Source organism: Bacillus sp. JZ34 (assembly GCF_053903205.1).
In genome coordinates this window covers 2,557,189-2,572,902 of sequence record NZ_CP096403.1, presented here as the reverse complement: position 1 = coordinate 2,572,902, position 15,714 = coordinate 2,557,189, and the positions used below count along the sequence as shown (strand labels likewise).

Genomic DNA, 15,714 nt, shown 5'->3' with positions numbered 1-15,714 from the left:
TTGTTTTAAAAATGTTTGGAGGTTTTTGAATGAACGACAGCAGCGAGCTTTTGATATTGCTCCGCCTTCGCGGCACACTCTCCCCTTCTCTGCTGACCAAGTGGTGGAAGCAGGATCCTTCCTTGTCTCTTACGGACGAAAAAAACCATCTTTTAACGAAGCTTTCATTAAAAAGATCAGACTTGTGCTCCATACGAAAACTGGCGAAACAAGAACTGTCTAATGTTAAACGGCTCATCCGTTCTTACGAAGCGGCCGGAGTCCGCATGGCCGCCATATGTTCCCCCGATTATCCAGCCAGCCTGAAAACCATTCATGACCCGCCTCCCGTCCTTTTTTTAAAAGGAGATGTTAAACTTCTCAATGAACAAAGACTGATCGGAATCGTCGGAACCCGCAGCCCGTCATTATACGGAAAAAGAGCAGCGGTTCACCTTGTCAGGGAGCTTTGCAAAAAAAGCTGGACGATCGTCAGCGGCCTTGCAAAAGGAATTGACGGTCTTGCCCATCAGGAGAGCATCTGTTCAAAGGGAAGGACAATCGGCGTCATCGCGGGCGGATTCAATAGCATATATCCCCGTGAACACCGCCAGCTCGCCGGTCAAATGGCCGAAAACCACCTGCTGGTATCAGAGCACCCTCCCCACGTTAAACCTCAAAAATGGCACTTTCCGATGCGAAATCGGCTGATCAGCGGATTAACGGAAGGAATCGTTGTCGTCCAGGGAAAGGAAAAGAGCGGGTCGCTCATCACAGCATATCAAGCCCTTGAGCAGGGGCGGGAGGTGTTCGCCGTGCCTGGTCCGATCTTTGACGCCAACTCTTGCGGTCCTTCAAGGCTGATCCAGGAAGGGGCGAAACTCGTATTGAATATTGAAGATATTTTGAGCGAACTGCCGCCTTCACGCACTCAATATCCGGAACCTGTTTAGAATTATCGTTTGACAAACTGTATTGTAATATTTAATAATAGTGAGGATTTCAAGTTTAAACGCTTTAATCGGCGTTCAACATATAGAAGGATTAAATCAGACACTTTTCGTAAAAATAATGATTATATAAACGACGATTATGCTGAATACAATAAAAAGGCTAAATTGAAAAGAGAGAGAACACCTCTTGAGGGGGATAATGTTATGTCCGAATACTTAGTCATCGTGGAATCGCCTGCAAAGGCAAAAACGATTGAGCGATACTTAGGAAAAAAATATAAAGTGAAAGCTTCGATGGGACACGTCAGAGACTTGCCGAAAAGCCAGATGGGCGTTGACATCGAGCAGAACTTTGAACCAAAATACATCACGATCCGCGGGAAAGGCCCCGTGTTAAAAGAATTAAAAACGGCCGCCAAAAAGGCAAAAAAAGTCTATCTCGCAGCCGACCCCGACAGGGAAGGGGAAGCGATCGCGTGGCATTTGGCACACAGCCTTGATCTGGATCTGAATTCCGACTGCCGCGTCGTATTTAATGAGATTACAAAAGATGCGATCAAAGATTCATTTAAGCATCCGCGCATGATCAATATGGATCTTGTCGACGCCCAGCAGGCGAGAAGAATTCTGGACCGCCTTGTAGGGTACAAAATCAGCCCGATTTTATGGAAAAAAGTAAAAAAAGGCTTGAGTGCGGGACGTGTCCAATCTGTTGCACTCCGCCTTATCATTGACAGAGAAAAAGAAATCAACGATTTTAAACCTGAAGAATATTGGACCATTGAAGGGTCTTTTCTCAAAGGCAAAGAAACATTTGAAGCGAGTTTCTTCGGAATAAACGGCGAAAAGCACCAGCTGAAAAGCGAAGAAGATGTAAAACAAATCCTCTCCCAGATCAAAGGGAACAAATTTGAGGTTAAAAAGGTTACGAAAAAAGAACGGAAGCGGAACCCTGCGCTCCCGTTTACAACATCGACGCTTCAGCAGGAAGCGGCGCGTAAATTAAATTTCCGGGCAAAGAAAACGATGATGATCGCCCAGCAGCTTTATGAAGGAATCGATCTCGGCAAAGAAGGAACTGTCGGGTTAATCACTTATATGAGAACGGATTCAACACGCATCTCGAATACAGCTCAAGAAGAAGCGGCATCATTCATCGGCGAACAGTACGGAAAAGAATTTTTGGGGAGCAAGCGAAAACCTGCCAAAAAGAATGAAAACGCCCAGGATGCCCACGAAGCGATCAGGCCGACCTCGGTGCTCAGAAAGCCTTCCGATCTGAAGGCGGTATTGGGAAGAGATCAGCTTCGACTATACAAGCTGATCTGGGAGCGCTTTGTCGCAAGCCAGATGGCTCCGGCGACACTCGATACGATGAGCGTCGATCTTGAAAACAACGGGTTGACATTTCGGGCGAACGGCAGTAAAGTCAAGTTTTCAGGTTTCATGAAGGTGTACGTTGAAGGAAAAGACGATCAGATGGAAGAGAAGAATAAGATGCTTCCGGATCTCGCTGAAGGCGACACCGTTCTTTCAAAAGATATCGAACCCGAACAGCACTTCACACAGCCACCTCCGCGCTATACGGAAGCAAGGCTGGTCAAAACGCTTGAAGAGCTGGGAATCGGCCGTCCGTCGACTTACGCGCCGACGCTTGACACAATTCAAAAGCGCGGGTATGTCGCCCTTGATAACAAACGCTTTATCCCGACTGAACTCGGTCAAATCGTGCTTGACTTGATCATGGAGTTTTTCCCTGAGATCATTAATGTTGAGTTCACCGCCAAAATGGAAAAAGAGCTTGATGACGTTGAAGACGGAAACATTCAATGGGTGCAGATCATCGATTCCTTTTACAAGGACTTTGAAAAACGCGTTGAAAAGGCGGAAGCCGAGATGCAGGAAGTGGAAATCGAACCGGAGTATGCGGGTGTGGACTGTGAAGAGTGCGGCCACCCGATGGTCTATAAAATGGGCCGCTACGGCAAATTTATGGCCTGCTCCAATTTTCCGGACTGCCGCAACACCAAGCCGATTGTAAAAGAGATCGGGGTCAAATGCCCTTCATGCAAAACCGGCAACATCGTCGAGCGCAAATCGAAAAAACGCCGTATTTTTTACGGCTGTGACCGCTATCCTGAATGCGAATTCGTATCATGGGATAAACCGCTTGAACGGAAATGTCCGAAATGTGAGGACATGCTTGTCGAGAAAAAGCTCAAAAAAGGCGTTCAAGTGCAGTGCGTGAATTGCGATTATAAGGAAGAACAACAAAAGTAGCGGTGAGCAGGGCTTTGCTCACCTTCTTTGTTGTGTTAAAAGATGAAGTCAACTCATAAATTAGGAGATGTGAATATGAATCAAACAGTAAATGTCATCGGTGCAGGACTTGCCGGAAGCGAAGCTGCATGGCAGCTTGCCAAGCGAGGTATCAATGTCCGTTTATACGAAATGAGGCCTGTTAAACAAACGCCGGCACACCATACAGATAAATTCGCAGAACTTGTCTGCAGCAACTCGCTTCGGGCGAATTCATTAACGAACGCTGTCGGTGTATTAAAGGAAGAAATGCGGGTTCTTGACTCGGCCATCATCGCTGCTGCTGACGAATGTTCTGTTCCTGCCGGCGGTGCGCTTGCCGTAGACAGGCATGAATTTGCCGCAAACGTTACCGAAAAAGTAAAGAATCATCCGAATGTGACTGTGCTCAATGAAGAAGTCACGGAAATACCGGAAGGACCGACTATTATTGCAACAGGACCGCTGACGTCAGAATCGCTTTCCGCGAAGCTCCGGGAGCTGACAGGAGAGGACTATCTGTACTTTTATGACGCCGCTGCGCCGATAGTTGAGAAAGACAGCCTTGACATGGATAAAGTCTATTTGAAATCCCGCTATGACAAAGGGGAGGCAGCGTATTTGAACTGTCCGATGACTGAAGAAGAGTTTGACAGATTTTATGACGCCCTTGTGTCTGCGGAAACTGTTCCATTGAAAGAATTTGAAAAGGAAATCTTCTTTGAAGGCTGCATGCCGATTGAAGTCATGGCGAAGCGCGGCAAAAAAACGATGCTGTTCGGCCCGATGAAGCCTGTCGGCCTTGAAGATCCCAAAACAGGAAAGCGTCCATACGCCGTTGTGCAGCTGCGCCAAGATGATGCAGCCGGCACGCTTTACAATATCGTCGGTTTTCAGACCCACCTCAAATGGGGCGACCAAAAGGAAGTGCTCCGCCTTATTCCGGGACTGGAACAAGCTGAAATCGTCCGCTACGGCGTAATGCACAGAAATACGTTCATCAACTCGCCGAGTCTTTTAAAAGCGACCTACCAGTTTAAAAAACGGGACGATCTGTTTTTCGCCGGCCAAATGACAGGTGTTGAAGGGTATGTTGAATCAGCGGCTTCAGGTCTTGTTGCCGGAATAAATGCGGCTCGGCTCATTCAGGGAAAAGAACCGGTCACTTTTTCAAATGAAACAGCGATCGGCAGCATGGCCCATTACATCACGGAAACAAACAAGAAAAACTTCCAGCCGATGAATGCGAACTTCGGTCTGTTCAAGGAATTGGGGGTTAAAATTAAAAACAAGCAGGAACGAAATGAACAGTATGCTTCGCGCGCATTGGAGACAATTCAAAATATTTCGAAAACGCTATAGTTATTCATTGCCAGATGAACTTGTTATGTGATAACATTTAAAAGCCCTTTTCGAAGAGGTGTAATGATGGCAAATGTTAAGAATTTTTTAACTTTATTCATTGAATATTTACAAATAGAAAAGAATTATTCAAAATATACAATTGTGGGTTACATTTCTTCTATTGAAGACTTTGAACGCTTTTTACAAGTTCAGGGCATAAAAGGTTTTGAAGACGTGACTTATCCGGATGTGAGAATTTTCTTGACGGAAGCGCATGAAAAAGGGCTTACTCGCAGGACGATTAGCAAGAAAATTTCGGCTCTGCGAAGCTTCTATAAATTTTTATTAAGGGAAAAGATGGTAAAAGAAAACCCGTTTCTGCTTGTCAGTCTTCCGAAACAGGATAAACGGATTCCAAAATTTTTATATGAAAAAGAACTTGAAGAACTGTTTGAGGTTTCGGACTTGAGTACACCGCTCGGCCAAAGGAATCAGGCGCTCTTGGAACTTCTTTACGCAACAGGCATGCGGGTAAGCGAACTTTGCAGCCTGAAGGAATCCGATTTGGATCTGTTTTTAGATACGGTTTTGGTTCACGGGAAAGGCAGGAAGCAAAGGTATATTCCATTTGGTTCATTCGCCCGGGAGGCTTTGGATCTGTATTTGCAAAATGGAAGACGCATCCTTCTGTTAAAAGCGAAAGAGCCCTGCCCTTTTATTTTTTTGAATCAAAGGGGCGGGCCCTTAACCCCGAGGGGGGTTCGTTACATTTTGGGAGAACTGGTCAAAAAGACTTCGGGTACATTACATATACATCCGCATATGCTCCGCCATACTTTTGCCACCCATTTGTTAAATGAGGGTGCGGATCTCAGGAGCGTTCAGGAACTGCTTGGGCATTCAAACCTTTCTTCAACCCAGGTGTATACGCATGTATCTAAAGATATGCTCAGAAAGACATATATGTCTCATCACCCTCGGGCACATAAAGGGAAATAAAGGAGGTTCTTTTATGTCATCTTTTCACGCAACGACGATATTCGCCGTCCAGCACAACGGAAAAAGCGCGATGGCGGGAGACGGCCAGGTTACGTTCGGTCAGGCTGTCGTCATGAAGCATACCGCTAGAAAGGTAAGAAAGCTCTTCAACGGGAAAGTCATTGCCGGCTTTGCCGGTTCTGTTGCGGACGCTTTCACGCTCTTTGAAATGTTTGAAGCGAAGCTTGAAGAGTACAACGGCAATTTACAGCGTGCGGCAGTCGAGCTTGCAAAAGAGTGGCGAAGCGATAAAGTCCTCAGAAAGCTTGAGGCGATGCTGATCGTCATGAACGCTGACAGCATGCTGCTCGTTTCCGGAACAGGCGAGGTGATTGAACCTGACGACGGCATTTTGGCGATCGGCTCAGGCGGAAACTATGCCCTGGCAGCCGGAAGGGCGTTGAAACGTCATGCAGGCGGCCAGCTTGACGCAAGAGCGATTGCGAGGGCCTCACTTGAAACCGCGGGCGAAATCTGTGTGTATACGAACGATCAGATCATTGTAGAAGAACTTGAATAGAAAGGATATGAGGCATATGGAAAAAAAGCCGCTGACTCCTAGGCAGATCGTCGAAAGGCTTGATCAATACATCGTCGGCCAGCTCGATGCGAAAAAAGCGGTCGCCGTGGCATTGAGGAACCGCTACAGAAGAAGTCTTCTTGATGAAAAACTGCGCGAAGAAATCGTTCCGAAAAACATATTGATGATGGGTCCGACAGGTGTGGGAAAAACCGAGATTGCAAGACGAATCGCGAAGCTCGTCGGCGCTCCGTTCGTCAAAATCGAAGCGACGAAGTTCACGGAAGTCGGTTATGTGGGCAGAGATGTTGAATCGATGGTCAGGGATCTTGTGGAAACGTCAATCCGCCTCGTCAAAGAGGAAAAAATGAACGAAGTGAAAGGCATCGCCGAAGAAAACGCAAATAAACGCCTCGTCCGCCTGCTTGTACCGGGAAGGAAAAAACAGTCAGGTGCGAAAAATCCTTTTGAAATGCTGTTTGGCGGTAATCAGGATCAAGAGACGAATGAAGCGGAAAAGCATGAAGACACGGATATCGAAAACAACCGGAAGCGGATTGCACATCAGCTTGCTCTCGGCGAGCTTGAAGACCATTATGTCACCGTGGAGGTGGAGGAGCAGCAGCCATCCATGTTTGATATGCTCCAAGGCTCGGGTATGGAACAGATGGGCATGAACATGCAGGATGCGCTCAGCAGCCTGATGCCGAAAAAGAAAAAGCGCCGCAAGCTGACGGTTAGGGAAGCACGAAAAGTGCTGACGAATGAAGAAGCGGCAAAGCTCATCGATATGGACGAAGCTGCCCAGGAGGCCGTCCTGAGAGCCGAACAGTCGGGAATCATCTTTATCGATGAGATCGATAAAATCGCCAAAAAGAGCGGTGCTTCTTCATCGGCCGACGTCTCAAGAGAGGGCGTGCAGCGCGATATTCTTCCGATTGTAGAAGGCTCTACCGTCATGACAAAGTACGGTGCGGTCAAAACGGATCACGTGCTGTTCATCGCTGCAGGTGCATTCCATATGGCGAAGCCTTCAGATCTAATTCCAGAGCTGCAGGGACGCTTTCCGATCCGCGTTGAGCTTCAAAAGCTGAGCATCGATGATTTTGTGAAAATCTTAACTGAGCCTGACAACGCTCTTCTAAAGCAGTATAAGGCTTTATTGAAGACGGAAGGTATATCTCTTGAATTTTCTGACGATGCTATTCGTAAGATTGCAGAAGTGGCTTATCATGTGAACCAGGACACAGACAATATCGGGGCGAGAAGGCTTCACACCATTTTGGAACGGCTTTTGGAAGAACTGTCATTCGAGGCTCCGGATGTAACGATGGAGGAAGTTGTCATCACGCCTCAATATGTTGAAGAAAAGCTCGGTTCGATCGCTAAGAATAAGGATTTAAGCCAGTTTATTTTATAAACAATTAAATAAGAGTAATTTAGGAGGATCAATTTATTATGGCTTTATTACAAAAAACAAGAAAGATTAATGCAATGCTGCAAAATGCGGCAGGGAAGCCGGTTAATTTTAAAGAAATGGCCGAAACGCTTCGCGATGTGATTGATTCGAACATTTTCGTCGTCAGCCGCAGAGGAAAGCTTCTCGGTTTCTCGATCAACCAGCAGATCGAAAATGACCGGATGAAAAAAATGCTTGAAGAGCGCCAGTTTCCTGAAGACTATACAAAAAGTCTGTTCAACATTCCGGAAACTTCATCCAACCTTGACATTAACAGCGAATATACGGCTTTCCCTGTGGAAAACCGCGATTTGTTCCAAGCGGGTCTGACCACAGTCGTTCCGATCATCGGAGGAGGCGAAAGACTCGGCACCTTGATTCTGTCCCGCCTTCAGGAGAAATTCGAGGATGACGATCTGATCCTTGCCGAATATGGCGCAACGGTCGTAGGAATGGAAATTCTCAGAGAGAAAGCTGAAGAGATCGAAGAGGAAGCACGCAGCAAAGCGGTCGTTCAAATGGCGATCAGTTCATTATCTTACAGCGAGCTTGAAGCAATTGAACATATTTTTGAAGAGCTTGACGGAAATGAAGGTCTGCTTGTCGCAAGTAAAATTGCAGACCGCGTCGGCATCACCCGCTCGGTCATTGTCAATGCGCTGCGCAAACTTGAAAGCGCCGGTGTCATTGAATCAAGGTCATTAGGGATGAAAGGCACATACATTAAAGTCCTGAACAACAAATTTTTAATGGAATTAGAAAAACTAAAGTCTCATTAAAAGATGAAAGCCGCAGAACATGCCGTTCTGCGGCTTTTTTTATTTCACGTTTTAAACTATATTATCGTAATTTTTTCATATCAAAAACAACTAAAATGCGGTGCTGAATCAATGCGTTGCTTGAATAAAAAATATACTAACATAATGTTTTGAAACTTTAACAAACGTAACATTACATAGTTCTTATAATCTAGGTCGAAATACCTATTCATAAAATAGATATTTATTACGATTTTTTTTTGCGTCCAGATCATAGACTTTAAGCCTATTATTCCTTACAATAGGCTTATGGTTTTTACAATTCTCGACAAGATTTTGAGACAGATGGAAAAAGATTGGAGGTATTTGGCGATGGATATATTTTCAGGAACAATACATAGACTAGAGGGAGCCTTGAATCAAGCGAACATTAAGCAAAAAGTCATAACGAACAATCTGGCCAATGTAGACACACCGAACTACAAGGCGAAAAAAGTATCCTTCAAAAATGTGCTGAATGAGGAGTCCTCCCGAATTAACGCTATAAAAACAGACTATAGACACATTGACTTCAAAGGGAATGAGTCAAATTATTCAGTTGTGTCGAGAAAGAATACAAGTTATCAGGAAAACGGGAACAACGTGGACGTTGATCAGGAAATGAGTGAAATGGCGAAAAATCAAATCCAGTATCAAGCGCTGGTTGAAAGAATAAGCGGCAAATTCAACTCACTGCGGACCGCGATTACAGGAGGTAAATAATGGGGGTATTCAATAGCATCAACATCTCAGCTTCGGCGTTGACTGCACAGAGAGTCAGAATGGATACCGTTTCTTCCAACCTGGCAAACATGGACACAACAAGAGCGAAGCTGGTCGACGGACAGTGGCAGCCGTATAGAAGAAAGCTTGTATCGACGGCTCCGAAAGGCGAATCTTTTTCATCCGTGCTCCAATCATCGATGAATGCATCGGCGAGAGTCGGTGAAGGGGTAAAGGTGACCAAGATCAGCGAAGACAAAACACCATTTAAACTCGTTTATGATCCGACGCATCCCGACGCAAACGAAGACGGATACGTGCAGATGCCGAATGTCGATCCGCTAAAAGAGATGGTTGATTTAATGGGCAGCACAAGGTCATATGAAGCGAATGTCACAGCGATGAACGCGACAAAAGGAATGCTGATGAAAGCACTAGAAATCGGAAAGTAGGGTGATGACACGAATGGTTAATGGAATCTCTCCATTTGGAATTCAACCCGTGCAGGCGGGAACGAATGCAACAAATCAGATCACGAACAAGCAGGACGGTTCAGAGAACCAAGTCAGCTTTTCCAACGTGCTGAAAGATTCTATCAATGCTTTGAATCAATCTCAAAATGAATCTGATAAACTGACAAACGCGCTTGCTCTCGGTCAGGATGTCAACCTTGATGAAGTGATGGTTGCAGCCCAGAAGGCAAATATTACATTGACGGCTGCGACGGAATTCCGCAACAAAGCGGTTGAAGCTTATCAGGAAATCATGAGAATGCAAATGTAAGAAAGGAGTCTGAAAGCGAAGAGAATTAGTGTAACTACCGGGGGAGTAAGATGAATCGTACTTTATTGCAAATCAAAACGAAAATAACAGATTTTTGGAAAAACAGATCAAAGCTGCAGAAGTTTTTGATGATCGGCATCGTCGCTCTGGCAGTGATCCTGTCAATCATCATTGGAATTGTTGCTTCGTCGAATAAAATGGTGCCGCTCTATAAAGACTTGTCAGCTGAAGAAACCGGCCAAATCAAAAAAGTGCTCGATGAAAAAGGTGTTCCATCTGAGGTTGCAGCTGACGGTTCAGTCATTAAAGTTCCGGAAGAAAAAGTCGACGGGCTGAAAGTCGATCTTGCGGCAGAGGGTCTTCCGAAAAGCGGAAGCATCGATTATTCGTTCTTTGGTCAAAATGCCGGTTTCGGTATGACGGACAACGAATTTGACGTATTGAAAGTGAAAGCAACGCAAACCGAGCTTTCCAACCTCATCAAAGGAATAGACGGGATTAAAGATTCAAAGGTCATGATTAACCTGCCGAAGGAATCCGTCTTTGTCGGAGAGGAAAAGCCGGAAGCATCCGCTTCGATTGTTCTTCAGGTGAAGCCCGGCCACACGCTTGATCAAAATGAAATCAACGGCCTTTATCATCTCGTATCGAAAAGCGTGCCGAACCTTGATCCGGAAAATATCGTGATCATGGATCAAAACTCCACGTATTACGATCAAACCGGCAAAGATTCAGGTTCATACGCTGACAGCTACTCTTCACAAAGGCAAGTCAAAGCTCAGATCGAAAAGGACCTGCAGAGACAAATTCAAACCATGCTCGGCACGATGATGGGACAGGATAAAGTAGTTGTATCCGTCACATCCGACATCGACTTCACAAAAGAAAACAGGACGGAAGATCTGGTTGAACCTGTCGACAAAGAAAATATGGAAGGGATCACGGTCAGCGCAGAGCGCGTCAGTGAAACGTATTCCGGACAGGGAGCGCAAGCTGGAGGCGTCAACGGAACAGGTGAAAACGATGTAACAAACTATGCGGAGACAGAAGGCGGAACAGGCAACGGAGACTACGAAAAAAGCGAAGAACGAATCAACAATGAAGTCAACAAAATTCATAAAGAAATCGCCGAAAGTCCGTACAAAATCAGAGATCTGGGCGTCCAGGTCATGGTTGAACCGCCTGATGCGAAGAACCCGCAGTCACTGCCTGCTGAAAGAGAAGATGATATTAAAAAAATCCTCTCAACCATTGTGAAAACATCGATCGACAAGAAGTATGAAGAAGAGCCGCTGACAGATGAGGATATTGAAAATAAAATCGTTGTTTCTGTCCAATCGTTCGACGGCAAGCAGACAATCGATGAAGGAACGGAAACAGGCGGTATACCGATGTGGATTTACATCGCAGGCGGAGCAGCGCTTGTTGCTGTAATCGGCCTCATCATCTGGCTTGTCAGAAGACGTAAAAATAGAGATGACGAATACGAGGAAGAATGGTATGAAACGCCTCAGGAACCGATTCGTGTTGCTGATGTGAACAATGAAAAAGAGACGGAAGAAACTGTCAGACGAAAACAGCTTGAAAAAATGGCGAAAGATAAGCCTGAAGAATTCGCCAAATTGTTGCGCAGCTGGCTGACCGAGGATTAGGAGGAGTATTGAAATGGCAAAAATGAAACAAGATAGGCTTACAGGCAAACAAAAAGCGGCCATTCTCATGATATCCTTAGGGCTTGATGTGTCAGCTTCCGTTTACAAGCATTTAACAGATGAAGAAATCGAAAGGCTGACGCTTGAAATATCAAATGTCAGAGCTGTATCACCAGAGAAAAAAGATGAAATTATTCAGGAATTTCATGAAACGGCTATTGCTCAAGAATATATATCACAAGGCGGCATTCACTACGCCAAGCAGGTGCTTGACAAAGCGCTCGGCGAAGACAAAGCCGCCAGCATTATCAACAGGTTGACATCGTCTCTTCAAGTCAGACCGTTCGATTTTGCCAGAAAAGCGGATCCCGAGCAGATTCTGAACTTTATCCAGCATGAACATCCGCAGACGATCGCATTGATTCTGTCTTATCTCGATCCCGTGCAATCCGGTCAGATATTATCAGAACTAAATCAGGATGTGCAGGCAGAGGTTGCAAGACGGATCGCTGTCATGGACAGGACGTCGCCGGAAATCATCAATGAAGTCGAACAGATTCTGGAGCAAAAGCTATCCTCCACATTCACTCAGGACTACACGCAGACCGGCGGCATTGAAGCCGTTGTCGAAGTGTTGAACGGAGTTGACAGAGGTACAGAGAAAACGATCCTTGACTCCCTTGAAATCCAGGATCCTGAGCTTGCCGACGAGATTAAAAAGCGGATGTTCGTCTTTGAAGATATCGTTACGCTTGATAACCGCGCCATTCAAAGGGTTATCCGCGATGTGGAAAACGACGATCTGCTTCTCTCCCTCAAAGTGGCCAGCGAAGAGGTCAAAGACATCGTCTTCAGCAATATGTCGCAGCGTATGGCTGAAACATTTAAAGAAGAAATGGAATTCATGGGTCCTGTGCGTCTGCGTGACGTAGAAGAAGCTCAATCCAGAATCGTAAGCGTCATCCGAAGACTTGAAGAAGCAGGTGAGATCGTAATCGCCAGAGGCGGAGGAGATGATATCATTGTCTAACATTATTAAACAGCGATTATCATCAATACCGCCAAAAGAAAGGCGGACGATTTCATTAAAGGAAGTCAAACTTCCTGAAACAGAAACTGAACTTGATACCGGACAGGATCCGGAATTCCTCCTCGATCATGCCAGACAGGAAGCAGGGAAAATATACGAAAAAGCGAACGCTGAACTCGAACAGGTCAGACGGCAAATCGAAGAGGAAAGGATAAGCTGGGAAACAGAACGCGAAGCGCTGATAGACCAGGCGAAACAAGAAGGCTTTCAAGCGGGGTTTGAACAGGGAAAGGCCGAGGCCCAAAGCACTTATCAATCCTATTTGGATGAAGCCAACGCCATCGTCGGAGCGGCGAGGCGTGACTATGAAGAAAAAATCGAACAATCTTCCGAAGAAATTGTCGAACTTGCCGTGTCGCTGGCTAAAAAAGTTTGGAATCAAAAGGCTGACGACAAAGAAGCTTTTTCAGCCCTCGTCAAACAGGTGCTGTCCGAAATGAAAGAGTTCGATGACATTGCCGTCTATGTGGATCCGGAGTATTACACAGAGGTTCAAAGCCACAAAAACGAACTTGAGCAGCTCCTCCAATATGGCGCCCATCTCGCGATATACGCCGATGAAAAAGCGTCAAAGGGAACGTGCTATGTTGAAACGGCTTTCGGAAGAATTGATGCAGGAATCGACACTCAATTACAGCAGCTGAAACAAAAACTGCTCAGCCTGCTTGAAACGGCAGGTGTTGTCCAGTGATGCTTGAGCAGCTGCTTGAATGTATAGAAACCGCAGACTCCTACAAACGTTACGGAAAAGTCAAACAAGCGGTCGGCCTGATGATTGAATCCAAAGGACCTGAATGCTCAATCGGCGATGTCTGCAAAATCTATACAAAAGGTGACGGGCCAAAGGCCATCAAAGCTGAGGTCGTCGGCTTCAAAGACCAAAATATTCTTCTCATGCCATATTTGGAAGCGGCCAATATTGCACCCGGCAGCATTGTCGAAGCGACGGGAGAATCGCTCAGAGTCAAAGTCGGCTCCGGCTTGATCGGGCAAGTTGTCGATGCATTCGGCAATCCGCTCGACGGCAGCACGCTTCCGAAAGGTTTGGCTCAAGTTTCGACAGACCAGGCGCCACCTAATCCGATGAAAAGGCCGCCAATCAGAGAAAAAATGGCGGTCGGCGTCAGATCAATCGACAGTCTGCTGACCGTCGGAAAAGGACAACGAGTCGGGATATTCGCCGGAAGCGGCGTCGGAAAAAGCACGCTCATGGGCATGATAGCAAGAGAGACGGCCGCAGACTTGAATGTCATCGCTCTTGTCGGAGAGCGGGGCCGCGAAGTCAGAGAGTTCATTGAGAAAGATCTCGGCGAAGAAGGGCTGAAGCGCACGATCGTTGTAGTGGCTACTTCCGACCAGCCGGCATTGATGCGGCTGAAAGCGGCCTATACAGCAACAGCGATTGCCGAGTACTTCCGCGACAAAGGACAAAACGTGATGTTCATGATGGACTCGGTGACAAGGGTTGCCATGGCTCAGAGGGAAATCGGCCTGGCGACGGGCGAACCGCCGACGACGAAAGGTTATACACCCTCAGTGTTCGCTATTTTACCTAAGCTCTTAGAACGAACAGGAACGACGGAAAACGGGTCAATAACTGCTTTCTATACGGTTCTTGTCGACGGTGATGATATGAATGAACCGATCGCCGATACTGTCAGGGGAATCTTGGACGGTCATATCGTTCTTGACCGGAGCCTTGCGAATAAAGGCCAGTTTCCGGCAGTCAACATTTTAAAAAGCATCAGCAGGGTGATGTCAAACATCGCCGGGAAAGATCATATAAGAGCAGCGAATCGGTTCAGGGAAATGCTGTCAACCTATCAAAACTCAGAGGACCTGATCAACATAGGAGCCTATAAAAAAGGGTCTTCCAGAGAAATTGATGAGGCCATACAATTCCACCCTAAGCTGATCAGCTTCCTCAAGCAGGAAGTGGATGAAGCGGCGTCGCTGGAAGAGAGCATTTCTTTATTAAAGAGTCTTACAGGAAGAGAGGATTAAGAATGGCTTATTCATTTAAATTTCAAAAGCTCCTCGAGCTTAAAGAAAATGAAAAAGACCAATCATTCGCTGAATATCAGCACTCAGTTTCCGAATTCGAAAAGGTCGCGGAAAAGCTGTATGAAAGCATGAACCAAAAAGAAACGCTAGAAAAAAACAAGGAAATCAAGATGCAGACAGGAATGAGCGTTCAGGAAATGCGGCATTATCAGCAATTTGTCACAAATCTTGAAACGACTATCTACCATTATCAAAAGCTCGTCATGATGAAGAGAAATGAAATGAATGAAAAACAGCACGATCTGACGGAAAAAAATATCGAGCTGAAAAAATTTGAAAAAATGAAAGAAAAGCAGTTTGAAATGTATTCGCTGCAAAACAAAGCAAATGAGTTAAAGGAAATGGACGATATCTCCATTGCCCAGTACATAACTCAAGGAAGCTAGGGGTAGAAAAACGATGACCGAAGAAAAAAAAGCCGGTAAATTTCAGACATTTTTGTTTGTCATCGTCATTCCGCTGATCTTTTTAATCGTTGCAGCGTTTGTCGGCATGTGGCTTTTGGGCGTCAATTTCCAGGATGCAGCCTCCAAAATCCCCGTTGTTAAAGAGCTTGTGAAAAACGGCGAGGATCAGGACAAAGATCACGCAGCAAAGCAGCAGGAGAACAAAGCAGAAAAGCTCCAAAAGACGATCGATGAACAAAAAAGCGAAATCGAAACGCTGACGAGTGACTTGAAAACGAGTGATCAAGAGATTAAAAGACTGAAACAAAAAATCAGCTCGTTCGAAAAAACGGAAAAAGATGAAAAAGAGCAGAAAGAAAAGAACACCGAAGGTCAAGGAGACGGAAAAAAAGTCGTCAAAATTTATGAAAGCATGCAAAGCAATAAAGCTGCAAAAATTTTAAGCGAATTAAAAGAAGAAGAGGCAATCAACATTTTAGATTCTTTAAGCAAAAAGAAAGTGACTGAGATCCTCTCCAAAATGTCTCCTGATAAAGCGGCTGTATTCACAGAAAAGCTTGTGAAAAACGAAGCGAAAAATGACAAGAAAAAAGAAGGGGGGGAATAG

At 45.6% G+C, this 15,714-nt stretch carries 16 protein-coding genes; all 16 read left to right on the top strand.

The features are described from left to right. The first annotated feature begins 29 nt into the window (after nt 1-29). The 16 genes from dprA (at nt 30) to M1D90_RS12865 (ending at nt 15,714) form a co-directional block, all read left to right on the top strand. The gene (gene dprA / locus M1D90_RS12940) at nt 30-932 is read left to right on the top strand and encodes a DNA-processing protein DprA (protein WP_020451380.1); all 903 of its coding nucleotides are present in this window, start codon (nt 30-32) and stop codon (nt 930-932) included. 204 nt (nt 933-1,136) lie between these two features. Then, on the top strand, nt 1,137-3,212 hold the full coding sequence (topA, locus tag M1D90_RS12935) for a type I DNA topoisomerase (protein WP_020451381.1): 2,076 nt from the start codon (nt 1,137-1,139) through the stop codon (nt 3,210-3,212). A gap of 75 nt (nt 3,213-3,287) precedes the next feature. Then, entirely contained in the window at nt 3,288-4,592 is a 1,305-nt protein-coding gene (gene trmFO, locus M1D90_RS12930; protein ID WP_020451382.1) for an FADH(2)-oxidizing methylenetetrahydrofolate--tRNA-(uracil(54)-C(5))-methyltransferase TrmFO, read from the top strand. 66 nt (nt 4,593-4,658) lie between these two features. After that, complete coding sequence (gene xerC / locus M1D90_RS12925) at nt 4,659-5,573, top strand: tyrosine recombinase XerC (RefSeq protein ID WP_020451383.1); 915 nt, start codon at nt 4,659-4,661, stop codon at nt 5,571-5,573. Between the two features lie 13 nt (nt 5,574-5,586). Continuing rightward, complete coding sequence (hslV, locus tag M1D90_RS12920; RefSeq protein ID WP_020451384.1) at nt 5,587-6,132, top strand: ATP-dependent protease subunit HslV; 546 nt, start codon at nt 5,587-5,589, stop codon at nt 6,130-6,132. 16 nt (nt 6,133-6,148) lie between these two features. Further along, complete coding sequence (hslU, locus tag M1D90_RS12915) at nt 6,149-7,552, top strand: HslU--HslV peptidase ATPase subunit (RefSeq protein ID WP_020451385.1); 1,404 nt, start codon at nt 6,149-6,151, stop codon at nt 7,550-7,552. Between the two features lie 38 nt (nt 7,553-7,590). Further along, a complete protein-coding gene (gene codY / locus M1D90_RS12910) occupies nt 7,591-8,370 on the top strand; it encodes a GTP-sensing pleiotropic transcriptional regulator CodY (RefSeq protein ID WP_003181756.1) in 780 nt (259 codons plus the stop codon). Nucleotides 8,371-8,721: 351 nt separating this feature from the next. Then, entirely contained in the window at nt 8,722-9,111 is a 390-nt protein-coding gene (flgB, locus tag M1D90_RS12905) for a flagellar basal body rod protein FlgB (protein WP_020451387.1), read from the top strand. Then, complete coding sequence (flgC, locus tag M1D90_RS12900; protein ID WP_020451388.1) at nt 9,111-9,563, top strand: flagellar basal body rod protein FlgC; 453 nt, start codon at nt 9,111-9,113, stop codon at nt 9,561-9,563. Before flgB ends, flgC begins: the two co-directional genes overlap by 1 nt. Nucleotides 9,564-9,576: 13 nt before the next feature. After that, nucleotides 9,577-9,894: a flagellar hook-basal body complex protein FliE gene (gene fliE, locus M1D90_RS12895; RefSeq protein WP_020451389.1), complete on the top strand. Its 318-nt coding sequence runs from the start codon at nt 9,577-9,579 to the stop codon at nt 9,892-9,894. A gap of 50 nt (nt 9,895-9,944) precedes the next feature. After that, on the top strand, nt 9,945-11,546 hold the full coding sequence (gene fliF / locus M1D90_RS12890; RefSeq protein WP_020451390.1) for a flagellar basal-body MS-ring/collar protein FliF: 1,602 nt from the start codon (nt 9,945-9,947) through the stop codon (nt 11,544-11,546). A 13-nt stretch (nt 11,547-11,559) separates the two neighbouring features. Next, a complete protein-coding gene (gene fliG / locus M1D90_RS12885; RefSeq protein ID WP_020451391.1) occupies nt 11,560-12,576 on the top strand; it encodes a flagellar motor switch protein FliG in 1,017 nt (338 codons plus the stop codon). Continuing rightward, nucleotides 12,560-13,327 (top strand): flagellar assembly protein FliH, encoded by a 768-nt coding sequence (gene fliH, locus M1D90_RS12880; protein WP_080131371.1) that lies wholly within the window; start codon nt 12,560-12,562, stop codon nt 13,325-13,327. The genes fliG and fliH overlap by 17 nt, the downstream gene beginning before the upstream one ends. Beyond that, nucleotides 13,327-14,640: a flagellar protein export ATPase FliI gene (gene fliI, locus M1D90_RS12875; RefSeq protein ID WP_269146012.1), complete on the top strand. Its 1,314-nt coding sequence runs from the start codon at nt 13,327-13,329 to the stop codon at nt 14,638-14,640. The genes fliH and fliI overlap by 1 nt, the downstream gene beginning before the upstream one ends. Before the next feature lie 2 nt (nt 14,641-14,642). Beyond that, a complete protein-coding gene (fliJ, locus tag M1D90_RS12870; protein WP_020451394.1) occupies nt 14,643-15,086 on the top strand; it encodes a flagellar export protein FliJ in 444 nt (147 codons plus the stop codon). Between the two features lie 13 nt (nt 15,087-15,099). Beyond that, entirely contained in the window at nt 15,100-15,714 is a 615-nt protein-coding gene (locus tag M1D90_RS12865) for a MotE family protein (RefSeq protein WP_105978906.1), read from the top strand.

Excerpts from the sequence above, each read along its gene's own strand:
- dprA (WP_020451380.1), top strand. The coding sequence starts at position 30 with ATGAACGACAGCAGCGAGCTTTTGATATTGCTCCGCCTTCGCGGCACA.
- topA (WP_020451381.1), top strand. The coding sequence starts at position 1,137 with ATGTCCGAATACTTAGTCATCGTGGAATCGCCTGCAAAGGCAAAAACG.
- trmFO (WP_020451382.1), top strand. The coding sequence starts at position 3,288 with ATGAATCAAACAGTAAATGTCATCGGTGCAGGACTTGCCGGAAGCGAA.
- xerC (WP_020451383.1), top strand. The coding sequence starts at position 4,659 with ATGGCAAATGTTAAGAATTTTTTAACTTTATTCATTGAATATTTACAA.
- hslV (WP_020451384.1), top strand. The coding sequence starts at position 5,587 with ATGTCATCTTTTCACGCAACGACGATATTCGCCGTCCAGCACAACGGA.
- hslU (WP_020451385.1), top strand. The coding sequence starts at position 6,149 with ATGGAAAAAAAGCCGCTGACTCCTAGGCAGATCGTCGAAAGGCTTGAT.
- codY (WP_003181756.1), top strand. The coding sequence starts at position 7,591 with ATGGCTTTATTACAAAAAACAAGAAAGATTAATGCAATGCTGCAAAAT.
- flgB (WP_020451387.1), top strand. The coding sequence starts at position 8,722 with ATGGATATATTTTCAGGAACAATACATAGACTAGAGGGAGCCTTGAAT.
- flgC (WP_020451388.1), top strand. The coding sequence starts at position 9,111 with ATGGGGGTATTCAATAGCATCAACATCTCAGCTTCGGCGTTGACTGCA.
- fliE (WP_020451389.1), top strand. The coding sequence starts at position 9,577 with ATGGTTAATGGAATCTCTCCATTTGGAATTCAACCCGTGCAGGCGGGA.
- fliF (WP_020451390.1), top strand. The coding sequence starts at position 9,945 with ATGAATCGTACTTTATTGCAAATCAAAACGAAAATAACAGATTTTTGG.
- fliG (WP_020451391.1), top strand. The coding sequence starts at position 11,560 with ATGGCAAAAATGAAACAAGATAGGCTTACAGGCAAACAAAAAGCGGCC.
- fliH (WP_080131371.1), top strand. The coding sequence starts at position 12,560 with ATGATATCATTGTCTAACATTATTAAACAGCGATTATCATCAATACCG.
- fliI (WP_269146012.1), top strand. The coding sequence starts at position 13,327 with ATGCTTGAGCAGCTGCTTGAATGTATAGAAACCGCAGACTCCTACAAA.
- fliJ (WP_020451394.1), top strand. The coding sequence starts at position 14,643 with ATGGCTTATTCATTTAAATTTCAAAAGCTCCTCGAGCTTAAAGAAAAT.
- M1D90_RS12865 (WP_105978906.1), top strand. The coding sequence starts at position 15,100 with ATGACCGAAGAAAAAAAAGCCGGTAAATTTCAGACATTTTTGTTTGTC.